We start from the raw sequence: 12983 nt of genomic DNA, 5'->3' as shown, positions 1-12983 counted from the left end.
CGTTATCTTTAAAATTTTCTCGGACAGACAACATAAATTAAGTGAAATTAAACACCTGCCATATGGCAGGCAACCAAACGCTTTTCACCATCCACACTCTTAAGCAAAGGTGTGGTTTCACGGCAGATCTGTTCCGCAAGATCACACCTGGGATGGAACGCACATCCTTTTGGAATATCGGTCAGTGTCGGCATCATGCCCCGTATTTGCGTCAGGCGTTTTCCCGTTTTCTGCCCTCCCGGCAAAGAGCCTATGAGTCCCTTGGTATAAGGATGTCTGGGATTTTTGATAATATCCTCTGTTAGACCGGTTTCAATGATCTTACCTGCGTACATGACCGCAATTTTTTCAGTAACCTGCGAAACAACCGCCAGATCGTGGGTAATAAGTATCAACCCCATATCCTCTGTTTCACACAATTCGGACAAAAGATCCGTAATCCCTGCCTGAATGGTTACGTCCAGCGCGGTGGTGGGTTCATCAGCGATAATCAATGCCGGATTTGTCAACAGTGCGATGGCCACAACGATTCGCTGTCTCATTCCGCCGGAACATTCATGGGGATATTGAAACAATCGTTTTTCCGGGGAAGGGATATATACCTTTTTTAATTTATCCAACGCAATATCAATGGCTTCATTTTTAGTGACATTGCGATGGGCATGGACGGTTTCCGTCATCTGGGTACAGATGGTCAATACGGGATTTAATGTCATCATGGGATCCTGAAAAATCATACTGATTTTATCGCCCCGTATTTTACGCATCTCTTCATCTGTCAGATCATTTAATTTCTGCCCTTCCAGCATCACCGAACCACCGGATATATACCCAGGTTTGCTGATCAGATTGATAATTGAAAAGCCGGTGACCGACTTGCCCGCGCCGCTTTCTCCCACAAGACCTAGCTTCTCTTTCTTGTCCAGAGTAAAGCTGATACCGTCAATGGCGGTAAGATCACCAAATCTCAAGGCAAATTTAACTTCCAAATCTGTGACTTGCAATAAATGACCCATTTTATCCCTTGTACAGTTTGGGGTTTAACACATCCCGCAGCCAATCCCCAAAAAGAATGATTACCAAGGTAAACGTCACCAGAAGAATACCCGGAAAAAGTGTAATCCACCAGGAACCACTGAACACATATTCAAAGCCGGCATTGATCAACGAACCCAGAGAGGGTTTGGTAATCGGCATTCCCAATCCCAAAAAGGAAAGTGCGGCCTCGCTCATAACTGCCTGTGCCACTTGGATGGTCGAAATAACAAGCACCGGTGTCAAAGTATTGGGCAGAATGTGCCGATACACTATCAGTCTGCGGTTAAGCCCGATCACCCTAGACGCCTCCACATACTCCTTATTCTTTTCTCCTAAAACGGAAGCCCTTACTGTCCTGGCGTATTTGGGCCATTCTGAAATGCCAATGATAACAACCAACAGAGGTAGTGCCAGCTCTTCAAAACGCCCAACCCCGAACGCGATTTGAAATATGGCACTGGTGATGATAGCGACCATAAGATAAGGTATTGCAAATTGTATATCCGCAATTCTCATTAAAAAAGCATCTACCCGTCCACCGAGATAACCGGCGGTCAATCCCACCATGATACCAAGTAGAGCTTGAAACAGTACGGCCCCGATTCCAATAATCACTGAGGTACGCAGACCATATAGCATGGTACTGAATAAATCCCGGCCCATGTTATCGGTACCTAATAAAAATCTTTCATCCCCTTCTTCCATCCACTGCGGTGGAATTTCGATATCCATAATATCGATGGTGGAGGTGTCATACGGACTGTACGGTGCGATTATGGGAGCCATAAAACTGATCAGGACCAGGAAAAAAAATATGGAAAAACTGGTGAACGCGACCGGATCGCGTTTAAAGCTGTAGAAAAAATATGAGTCTTTAAATCTTTGCCATGTTTTCATTTTGTTCCTGCTATTCTGACCATTGGATTTACAAATCCGTATATCACATCCACAATTGTATTGATTACCACGAACATCAAACCGATAATCACCAGGTATGCAACGATGAGGGCGGTGTCCGCCCGCTCAACCGCTTCAAGAAACATAAATCCCATCCCCTGCCATTGAAAAACCGTTTCCGTCAGCAGGGTAAAAGCGAACAGGATTCCGATTTCAACACCAAAAACCGTCACCACCGGAAGAAGGGTATTCTTGAAAGCATGTAGCAGCCACACCCGGTAACGGTTCAATCCTTTGGCCCAGGCAAATTTGATATATTCTGTTTCAAGCACTTCCATCATTTCACTGCGAATCAGACGGATATATAAAGGAAGCATGATGGACGCCAAGGAAAAACTTGGCAGGATGAGATGGAGTAAGCCGTCCTTGGTTAACAGTCCTGTTTCCCAGCCCCAGACATTAACCGTATCTCCTCGACCAAAGGCAGGAAGCCACTGAAGCTCTACGCCAAAGATATAAATCAAGACAATTGCCGTTAGGAACACCGGTACCGCAACTCCAATGGTACTCGCCCCCATGGCAAACCTGGAAAACCAGCTTTTGGGATAAAGCGCCGAATATACACCCACTGGGAAAGTGATTAGTAGAATGATGGCGGATGTAACAAAAACAAGCTCAAGGGTTGCCGGGGCTTTTCTGAGAATGACTTCCACGGTGGGTTTGTTATGAAAATATGAAATTCCCAGATCTCCCTGACAGGCGTTTTTTACAAACCGGAAGTACTGCGTGAAGAAAGGATCGTTTAGACCGAGTTTGTCCCTTAATGCTTCACGTTCGGCTACCGATACCCGTTCCCCAACCATATCCCTGACCGGATCGCCAAGATTATGCTGGACGGAAAAACCAATGAAACTAATCACCAGCATCACAATAACGGCCTGGATGATCCGTCGAATAATAAATGCAAACATAGTATCTTTTATTTTTTAAAAATACAGGGGCAGATTAACGTTCAACTTGAATCAATCTGCCCCGTTGGGAATTAAGTTGTTAGAGAATAATAATGAATTATTCTATTACCAGGTCTCCCAGGTACGGAAAATTCAAGGTGTTGATAATCGGTCCGGCTTTCACCCCTTTTTTAACTCCATAGGAGTGGTTCTGCCAGTGAAAAGGTACAAAAGACGCATCATCATACAAAATCTGCTCAATTTCCTGAAGCATCTGTGATCTCTTTTCCAGGTTGGTTTCTGACTGGCATTTCAGTGTCAACACATCAACTGCGGGATTGCAGTAGTTTCCGCTGTTGTACTGTCCGTAACCGGTTTCCTTGTTGGGGCACATGGCCAGGAACTCATAAAAATTACCGGAGTCCTCGGTATCGGAATGCCATCCGATCATCTGGAAATCCGCAGGCTGCCGGTCAAACTCATCCCAGTACTGCGCTTTTGGCATGGCCTTTAAACTGACATCAATTTTTATTTTGGCCAGCATGGCGCAGAATGCTTCGGCGATTTTTTCGTCGTTCACATAACGGTTGTTGGGCGCGATCATGGTTGCCTTAAAACCTTTCGGGTAACCGGCTTCCTTCATCAGTTTTTTGGCTTTTCTCAGGTCATATCTGGGAACTAGTGATTCCCTGTATCCGAAATAGCCTTTGGGGCTCATCTGACCGGCCACTGTGGCGGTCCCTTTCATGATTTTCTTGCAAATACCCGCGTTGTTCACCGCATGTACAATAGCCTGGCGCACCTTTTTGTTTCTGAGCGGTTCCAGACGTTTCTGATTCATCTGCACCGTGATGATCCTGCCGCCGGTGTAGGTAAGCAAATCGACTTTTTTATCCTTTTTAATCCGTTTAAAATCTTGCGGCGGGACAGGAGAAATAAAATCGACATCTCCGGCAAGAAGGGCCGCCACCCGGGTCGCTTCCTCTTTGATGGGGGTGAAAATAATTTTATCCACATTTCCCGGTGATTGGGTGTCCCAGTAGTCAGGGTTTCTTTCCATGACCAGTTTTACCCCATGCTCACGGAAGGTACATTTGAACGCACCGGTTCCACTGGGAAGGGTTGTTTTGGCAAAGGTATACCCGACTTTCAGGATAGCGTCTTTGGGCTTTCCCTGGTCATCCGTACCGGTATAAAATTTGCTGTCCAACGGGAAAATATAGGTGGCCATATTTAAAAGCAGCGCGTAAGGTTTTTTGGTTGTAATATCAATGGTATAATTATCTACAATCTTGGTTTCTCCGAAAGGCTCGAAAAGTCCCTTGAAGTCCGCACTCTTTCTAAAACGCTTCATGGTAAATACGACGTCTTTGGCGTTAAACGGATTTCCACTGTGAAACTTTACCCCTTTGCGAAGATAAAAGCGCATGGTCAGATCATTGATCCGCTCCCATTTGGTTGCCAGACGCGGTTCAAATTTCCCGTCCTGGGTCCAGCGTACCAAGGGATCAAACACCCAATGCGAAAACTGCAGCATGCCACCGGATAACTGTTCCTGGATATCCATGGTTTTCGGATCCGCGTCCATGGCAAGCTTCAAAGTTTTTGCACTTGCCGTCATGCCAAAAGAAAAAAGCAACAAAATTGCTAAAAACACTACCAATAATCTTTTCATTCCTACCCCCTTTTAGTTTTCCAAAGTTAATATTGAACTTAAAAAAGTCCGTTTCACTCTCTCCATCAGCCTCTAATATGTGTTTTACATTCGGAATCCCTATCAGGTCAAGTAATAAAAACCAACATGATGATTAAATCTTGTGGTTTTTTTCTCCGCATAGAAAATCGAATCTTTTGCCCCGATAAACTTTAAAGTTATAATTCAAGTTTCGCACCCCGGTTTGGTGGAAAGTAATGCCCTGACGGCAGGTAACATATAAAATCAGATGTGAATCGAAACCGTTATATTTTTTTCTGTAAGGGGATATGTGGGTCATCTATTACCCCTTTTTACCGTGTCCGGATATTTGGGATAGACTGTCCCTTTTATATTGCTTAGCAACGGATAGACTTTATCCCAAATATCCGGACACGTTGCAACTGATTCAATTCATATCCCCTGGAAGAAAATAATATAACTGTCTCGATTCACACCTTCAACACAAATCAGTGCCTTAAGAATTCCGGCTCCACCGTTGATAAGGGGTGCGAAACTTGAGTTATAACTCTATACCTGTTTACGCCTGGCGTCGCTTTTTTTAATACGCTTATATTTAAATATGGCCGATAAGTGCCATGACAACCCGGTGATATATCTTTTGACATGCTTAAAATGTTTTGATAAGAAACGAACGTGTTTATAAATTGGATTATCACCCACCGGGGGTGTTTTTTGAGAAGTAAAATCCAATAACTGCTAATTGTCAAAGGAGGGGGCACAGATGATGAAAAAGGTTTTAATCATTATGACCGTATTTGTGTTTGCCGTAACAGGTATGGCCATGGCAGCGCCTAAAAAAGGCGGCACGTTGGTATTCGGCAGGGGCGGGGACAGCGTGGGGCTGGACGCGGCTTATGAAACAGACGGAAACTCTTTTTTGGTCTGTGATAATATTTTTGAGGCTCTGGTATTCTACAAAGATGAATCCACCGCCTTGGAACCCGGTCTGGCTAAATCATGGAAAATTTCTCCGGACGGCAAAACATATACCTTTAATCTGAGAAAAGGGGTAAAATTTCATGACGGCACGCCGTTCAACGCCGATACGGTCGTTTTTTCCATCGGCCGTATGATGAAAGAACGCAATGTAAAATTTTTTGGTAAAGGATGGGAAATTCCGGCTCAGGAACGTCCGCCGGAGTATTGGGTCTCCATGGAAATGGACAAGACGGTTGGTTCCATTGAAGCTGTTGGAGAATACACGGTAGTATTTAAGCTGAAAAGAGTTGAAGCACCATTTATTGCAAACATGGGGATGGATTTTGCCAATATTATCAGCCCCGAGGCTTTTTTGAGCAACCCCAAAGAGTTTTTGAGAAATCCTGTGGGAACCGGTCCCTTTAAATTCGTAAAATGGATCAAAGACGACCGTATCGTACTGACCAGAAACAACGATTACTGGGACAAAAAAGGCGGCCCTTACCTGGAAAGAATTGTTTTTAGATCAATTCCGGAAAATTCGGTTCGCTTCCTTGAGCTCAAGACCGGCAATATCCATATCTGCCAGTTTCCCAATCCGGCTGATATTGATCTGGCAAAAAAAGACCGCAACTTGAAACTCCCAACCCAACCGGGGATGAATGTCGGTTACCTTTCATTCAATCACACCAAGGAACCCTGGAAGAGCAATCTTAACCTGCGTAAGGCCATCGCCCATGCGGTCAACCGTAAAGCAATTGTCGATAATATCTATCAGGGTATGGGACAGACCGCTAAAAATCCAATCCCGCCCACCATGTGGGGTTATAACAAGAAGATCCCCGGGTTTAAATACGATCCTGCCCTGTCAAAGAAGCTCCTTGCCAAAGCCGGATACCCCAATGGAAAAGGATTGGGGGAAATTACACTATGGTCCATGCCTGTTCCTCGTCCGTATAATCCGGACGGGCGCAAGATCGGTGAGGCCATGGCTGCTGATCTGGCAAAAGTCGGTATCAAGGCCAAGATTGTCACTTTTGAGTGGGGAACTTACTTGAAACGGCAGCGGGAACAACCGGAAGACATGGATCTGTTCCAGCTTGGCTGGACCGGTGACAATGGTGACCCGGATAACTTCCTGGCGGTCCTATTCGACGGGTTGGCGTCCAGCTCCATTAGGACCCAGTGGCACAATGAAAAGTACCACAATCTGATGGTCAAGGGCAGACAAACGATTGACCAGGCAAAGCGTAGCAAAATATATAAGCAGGCGCTGCAGCTGATTTACGATGAGTGTCCGGTGATCAGTATTGCCCACTCAACGGTCATCTGGCCCGCACGGAAAAACGTAATGAATTTCAAACTTCATCCCACCGGATCTGTGCGGTTGAAAAACGTGTGGCTCAAGTAGCCATAAAAAACAGATGTAAAATAAGTAATCGGGGGAAGAGGTTAAACCTCTTCCCCTTTGCTCGTGCGCTTTTATCTAAAACTGATCAAACCTATCCATCTATATTTTCATGCTGTCTTATATCATCCGACGCATATTGATTCTGGTCCCCACCCTTCTCGGGGTGTCTATCATTGTTTTTTTAATGTTGCATATGACGCCCGGCGATCCTGCCATGCTGCTTCTGGGTGAAAGAGCCACTGAAGAAACACTGGTTGAACTTAGAGAGCACCTGGGACTGAATGAACCTCTTTACGTCCAATACGGAATGTTCATGAAGCGTTTGATGAAAGGTGATCTGGGCGAAACCATCTGGACCCGCCAGAAGGTCTGGACCGAGGTCAAACAGCGTTTTCCCGCCACCATTGAACTGACTGTGGTGGCCCTATGCATCGCCTGTTTTTTCGGTATTATTTTCGGTATCATTTCGGCAACCAAACAGTACTCCATTTTTGACTATGTCAGCATGCTTGGCGCACTGGCCGGTGTCAGTATGCCCGTTTTCTGGCTGGGGTTGATTTTTATGCTGATTTTTTCTCTCAACCTGGGCTGGCTCCCAATGTCCGGACGGTTGAGTATCGATATCGATCTGGAAATCATCACCAATTATTATATCCTGGATGCTGTTTTGACCCGAAACTGGGCGGCTCTGAAAGATGCGCTCTGGCATATCATCATGCCTGCCGTAACCCTGAGTACCATCCCCATGGCCATTGTCGCCAGGATGACGCGTTCGGCCATGCTTGAAGTTCTTCGCCAGGATTATATTAAAACCGCCAAGGCCAAGGGTCTTTCCAAGTTTATGGTGACTTTCAAGCATGCCCTGCGCAATGCCCTCATCCCGGTAGTAACCACGGTGGGCCTGCAGTTTGGTGTGGCTTTGGGGGGGGCGATATTAACCGAGACAATTTTTGCCTGGCCCGGTGTGGGCAAATGGATGTATGATGCCGTGATGCAGCGCGACTACATGGTCATCCAGGGGGGAACACTGTTTATTGCCGCCATGTTTGTGATCATCAATTTATGTGTAGATATACTGTATGCGGTTATTAACCCGAGAATCAGTGTCCAATAATGACTAAGGAAACAGCACAAAAAAATCCTTTTGACCGGCACCCGATGCTGGAACAGCTCAGTCAGCTGTGGCGAAACAAGACAGCCGTTATCGGTCTGGTGATTATTACCGTATTTATATTAGCGGCCATCTTCGCTCCGCAGCTTAGCCCTCATGATCCACTGGAGGTCTCCCTCTATGATCAGATCAAACCCCCGGTCTGGCACGAAAAAGGAACATGGAAAAACATCCTGGGAACGGATGATCTGGGCAGGGACACCCTTTCCCGTATCATTTATGGCGCCCGCGTATCCCTGGCTGTGGCGGTGATCAGTGTGGGCCTGGCCTTTTTTTTCGGCGTCCTGCTCGGCTCTATTTCCGGATACTATAAAGGAACGATTGACAGCATCATTATGCGCATCATGGATATGATCCTTGCCTTTCCCTATCTTTTGCTGGCCATTGTGGTGGTGGCCTATCTCGGACCGAGCTTGCGGAATGCCATGATGGCCATCGGCTTTACTTATATTCCCCGGTTTGCACGCATTGTGCGCGGCAGTGTGCTGGAAGAATGTGAAAAGGATTATGTGATGGCCGCCAAATCCATCGGTGCCAATAACTGGCGGATCATTTTCCTGGCGATTTTGCCCAACTGTATGGGTCCTCTGATTGTCCAGACCACCTTGAGTATGGCTTCGGCAATTCTGGATGCAGCCGCCTTGAGTTTTTTAGGGCTGGGCGCCCAGCCACCCACTCCCGAATGGGGAGGGATGATTGCCATGAGCCGGGGATTGATTTTACGGGCATCCTGGGTGATGACATTTCCCGGTATTGCGATCTTACTGGCTGTTCTCGGCTTCAACCTGCTGGGTGATGGCCTGCGAGATGCACTTGACCCGAGACTTAGAGACTAAAACCAATAAATCTTTTTATAAAATGTTCACCGTGACCCATAACGTCTGATGCAAAACAGTAACCTACTAGACATTCAAAACCTGAAAACTTATTTTTCTGTTCGGGGACAGACTGCAAAGGCTGTAGACGATATCAACCTGACCATCCAGGCCGGTCAGACCCTGGGACTGGTGGGAGAATCCGGTTGCGGCAAAAGTGTGACGGCCCATTCCATTATCCAGCTCATTCCTGACCCGCCGGGAAAAATTATGGGCGGGAAGATATTCTTTGAAGGCGACAACCTATTGTTATATTCCGAGGCCCGGATGCGTAAAATTCGCGGCAACCGGATTTCCATGATATTCCAAGAACCCATGACATCTTTGAACCCGGTCTTCACCGTGGGAGAACAGGTCGGTGAAGTCATCCGCCTGCACCAGCAACTGTCGCGCAAAGACACCCAGGAGCGTGTGATCGGAATGTTTCACAAGGTGGGTATCCCGGCACCGGAAACTAGGTTGTCCGATTACCCGCACCAGATGAGCGGTGGTATGCGCCAGCGGGTAATGATTGCCATGGCGCTGGCGTGCAATCCCAAACTGATGATTGCCGATGAGCCGACCACAGCCCTGGATGTGACCATTCAGGCACAAATCCTGGACCTGATGAACAAACTTAAAGAGGAAACCGGGGCCGCCATCCTGTTTATCACCCATGATCTGGGTGTCATTGCAGAGATGGCCCAGCACGTTGCGGTTATGTATGCCGGAAAACGGGTTGAATTCGCCGACGTCAACACTCTTTTTTCCAATCCCAAACACCCGTATACCATTGGACTGCTGGAATCGATACCGTCAGTCGGCCGCAAAACCACCGATGGAAAACTCAGCACCATTTCCGGTACCGTACCATCGCTGTTCAACCTACCCAAAGGCTGCCTGTTCAGTGACAGATGCCCGGATGCTTTTGAGGACTGTTTCAAAACCGAACCAAAGATGTATAAAGTTGGTGAAAACCATATTGCAAGGTGCTTAAAATATGCCTGACCATTGGAAAACCCCATACTTGCTTGAAACAAACGATGTGGTGAAACACTACCCGATACTGGGGGGTGTTTTTTTAAAACAGGTGGCAGCTGTTAAAGCGGTGGATGGCATCAGCTTAAACATTCGCAAGGGAGAAACCCTGGGATTGGTGGGTGAATCGGGTTGCGGTAAAACCACTTTCGGACGGGTCATTCTCAGGCTGGAAGAACCTACAGACGGTGAGGTGCTTTTTGAAGGCGAAAACATCCTGTCCTATGATCAAAACAAGATGCGCGTTTTACGTAAAAAGATGCAGATTATTTTTCAGGACCCATTCTCTTCTTTGAACCCCCGTAAAAATGTATCGCAAATTATCGGAGAGCCGCTGCTGATACACGGAGTTAAGCATAAAAGTGAAAGAGAGGAACGGGTGCTGGAGCTTTTGCATGTGGTCGGCTTAAGGCGTGAGCACATGCGCCGATATCCCCATATGTTTTCGGGAGGACAGCGCCAGCGGATCGGGGTGGCCAGAGCACTGGCGCTTAATCCGGAACTGATCGTATGTGACGAAGCCGTTTCCGCACTGGATGTTTCAATCCAGGCCCAGGTGCTTAATCTTCTTAAAGAACTCCAGGATGAATTTGAACTCACCTATCTGTTTATCTCCCATGATTTGCATGTGGTTGAACATATCAGTGACCGGGTGGCGGTAATGTATCTGGGAAAACTGGTGGAACTTGCGAACAGCAAAGAACTCTATCACAGGCCGCTTCATCCTTACACCCAGGCTCTGCTGTCGGCTTCTCCCATGCCGGACCCGACTTTAACAAGAAAACGCATTATTTTAAAAGGAGATGTGCCCAGCCCCATAGATCCTCCGGCCGGATGCCGATTCCACACCCGGTGTATGTACGCACGGGATATATGCAGTTCAAAAGAACCGAAACTACAGGAAGTTGAAAAAGGCCACTTTACCGCGTGCCACTTTGCCGGTGCAGTTGGGCTAAATCGAGCAGCCTAAGGCCATTCCCTCATAGATCGCTTCTTTGGCACTTCTGGCTTCAAGGCAGTCGCCGATACGATGGGTTTCATATCCCAAAGATCTGATTTGATCGTAAAGCCTGTTGTCAGAGCGATATCCGATGGCAATCACCACTCTTTGAGTTTCAATAAAGGTTTCTTTTTGGTTTTGGTCGGTAATCACAACTCCATTATTTTCAATCCTTGACAGCTTAGATTCAGTTTTTATTTGCACGTTATGTTCTTTAAGCTTTTGGACAAGAATTTTTTTGGTCATTGTTTCCAGATCACCCCCGATTTTGGGAAGTATTTCAACCATGGTAACCAAAGATCCACATTCGGAAAGATGCAGAGCAATCTCACAACCGGCAGCGCCACCTCCAATGATAATTGTTTTTTTACAAAGAGGTCGGTCACGGTTTAAAACCGCATGAATGGGAACAACAATTTCGTTCTCAATCCCTTCAACCGATGGCACCAAGGGAATAGACCCGGTTGCCAGAACAACCACCTCCGGATTAACCTGTTTTATGGTTTCTATCGTCACTTCATGATTGAGATGGCATTTGACCTTGAATCTCTTAACCTGTCTTTTCTGGAACCTGATTAGGTTCAGCAGTTCTTTTTTGAAGTTCGATACACTCCCTATTTTCAGCTGACCACCCAGCTGTGGTTGCCTTTCAAAAAGTTGCACATCATGACCCCTTCTGGCTGCAACCCAGGCAATGTTTAACCCGCCCGGGCCGCCACCGATCACCATCACCTTTTTAGGCGTTTCAGCAGGACGGATTTCCATCTCCCTTTCCCTGCCCAAAGCGGGGTTGACCAGGCACTCCACGCGGCCTTTTCTAAAGATAGATTCCATGCAGGTGTTACAGGCGATGCAGGTTCTGATATCATCAAAACGACCTTGTATCGCTTTCTTGGGCATTTTCGGATCCGCCATAAGGCCCCTGCCCATACAAACCAGATCGGCCTTTCCGGTTTGTATAATTTTGTTGGCCATCAACGGATCATTGATCCTTCCCACCACCATCACGGGAATATCCAATTCTTTCCTGATTTTCTCGGCAGAATCTACCAGACAACCCTTTTTCATAAAAGCGGGCTGGCATATCCATTCGGGTGTTGCATCATTACCCGCAGAAACCTGAACAATATCGATCCCGGCATCAGCCAGTATTTTCAGCACCTGAACACTCTCTTCCACCGTTAGACCGCCGGGTACAAATTCTTGGGCACTGATTTTAAATGATAAGGGAAATCCGTCGCCAAGCCTACTCCTGATTTCCCGTACAACCTCTCTGGCAAATCGCGTCCTCCCAACCGTACTCCCGCCATACTCATCTTCCCTGATGTTGGAAAATCCGGAAATAAATTGATTAATCAGATAACCATGTGCGCCGTGAATCTCTAAAAGTTCAAAACCGGCTTCCATGGCTCTCACGGCAGCATCTCCGAATTTTTTCACCAGTACCTGTATGCCTTCACTAGTCAATGGGTCTACATCACCCCTAATTGCCGGGCAACGCAGCGGTGACGGGGCATAGGGTTTTTGTTTGATTATTTTAACCGAGGTCTGTCTGCCGGCATGGTGTATCTGAATGGCGGGGATCGCTCCTTCAGCTTTTACGGCACGAGCTATTTTCGAAAGACCTTCTATAAATCGGTCGTGGGAAATCCTGGCCTGATTGGGAGAGACAATGCCTTCCCGTGAAACAGCGCAGGCTTCCGTTATAACCATGGCCGGGCCACCGGCAGCCCTGAGTCTGTAATGATTAACCGCTTTTTCGGTAACAGCACCATCATCGTCTAATAGAAAGGACGCAAGGGCGGGCAATACAATTCTGTTTTTCAGCGTAAGGCCTTTAAAACGAAAAGCAGTAAAAAGATGTTTTACCGAATCTACTGTGCTTGTTATGGAAGACATATCTGATTTTGAGTCTGACATAGGCACACCTGCCAAATCTGTTAAGTTGAGCCGTGGGCAGATAAAAATAAATAACTCAAGTTTCGCACC

The 12983-nt window shown here is 46.8% G+C and carries 10 protein-coding genes; 5 read left to right on the top strand and 5 right to left on the bottom strand.

Annotated features, from left to right (window positions below; all coding sequences use genetic code 11):
• Positions 1-47 precede the first annotated feature (47 nt).
• The 4 genes from SWH54_11970 to SWH54_11955 form a co-directional block, all read right to left on the bottom strand.
• Positions 48-1016 carry an ABC transporter ATP-binding protein gene (locus tag SWH54_11970; protein MDY6791973.1) on the bottom strand — a complete coding sequence of 323 codons (969 nt, stop codon included), beginning with the start codon at positions 1014-1016 and terminating at the stop codon, positions 48-50.
• A gap of 1 nt (position 1017) precedes the next feature.
• On the bottom strand, positions 1018-1935 hold the full coding sequence (locus SWH54_11965; protein ID MDY6791972.1) for an ABC transporter permease: 918 nt from the start codon (positions 1933-1935) through the stop codon (positions 1018-1020).
• Complete coding sequence (locus SWH54_11960; protein ID MDY6791971.1) at positions 1932-2906, bottom strand: ABC transporter permease; 975 nt, start codon at positions 2904-2906, stop codon at positions 1932-1934. The genes SWH54_11965 and SWH54_11960 overlap by 4 nt, the downstream gene beginning before the upstream one ends.
• 97 nt (positions 2907-3003) lie before the next feature.
• On the bottom strand, positions 3004-4560 hold the full coding sequence (locus SWH54_11955) for an ABC transporter substrate-binding protein (GenBank protein MDY6791970.1): 1557 nt from the start codon (positions 4558-4560) through the stop codon (positions 3004-3006).
• Positions 4561-5323: 763 nt separating this feature from the next.
• On the opposite strand from SWH54_11955, the gene SWH54_11950 reads away from it, so the two are divergent.
• The 5 genes from SWH54_11950 to SWH54_11930 all read left to right on the top strand — a co-directional run bounded on the left by SWH54_11950 (position 5324) and on the right by SWH54_11930 (position 10964).
• The gene (locus SWH54_11950; protein ID MDY6791969.1) at positions 5324-6931 is read left to right on the top strand and encodes an ABC transporter substrate-binding protein; all 1608 of its coding nucleotides are present in this window, start codon (positions 5324-5326) and stop codon (positions 6929-6931) included.
• A gap of 109 nt (positions 6932-7040) precedes the next feature.
• A complete protein-coding gene (locus tag SWH54_11945) occupies positions 7041-8045 on the top strand; it encodes an ABC transporter permease (GenBank protein MDY6791968.1) in 1005 nt (334 codons plus the stop codon).
• On the top strand, positions 8045-8938 hold the full coding sequence (locus SWH54_11940) for an ABC transporter permease (protein ID MDY6791967.1): 894 nt from the start codon (positions 8045-8047) through the stop codon (positions 8936-8938). Before SWH54_11945 ends, SWH54_11940 begins: the two co-directional genes overlap by 1 nt.
• Positions 8939-8986: 48 nt before the next feature.
• Positions 8987-9964 carry an ABC transporter ATP-binding protein gene (locus SWH54_11935; GenBank protein ID MDY6791966.1) on the top strand — a complete coding sequence of 326 codons (978 nt, stop codon included), beginning with the start codon at positions 8987-8989 and terminating at the stop codon, positions 9962-9964.
• Positions 9957-10964, top strand: coding sequence for a dipeptide ABC transporter ATP-binding protein (locus tag SWH54_11930; GenBank protein ID MDY6791965.1), 1008 nt, complete (start codon positions 9957-9959; stop codon positions 10962-10964). Before SWH54_11935 ends, SWH54_11930 begins: the two co-directional genes overlap by 8 nt.
• Here the strand turns inward: SWH54_11930 and SWH54_11925 are convergent.
• Positions 10947-12914, bottom strand: a complete 1968-nt coding sequence (locus SWH54_11925; GenBank protein ID MDY6791964.1) for an FAD-dependent oxidoreductase — start codon at positions 12912-12914, stop codon at positions 10947-10949. The two genes, SWH54_11930 and SWH54_11925, sit on opposite strands and share 18 nt — an antisense overlap.
• Between the last annotated feature and the right edge of the window lie 69 nt (positions 12915-12983).

The organism is Thermodesulfobacteriota bacterium (genome assembly GCA_034189135.1).
GTDB lineage: Bacteria > Desulfobacterota > Desulfobacteria > Desulfobacterales > JAUWMJ01 > JAUWMJ01.
Note: the sequence above shows the minus strand (reverse complement) of the source record. Positions and strands in the feature narration are given on the sequence as shown.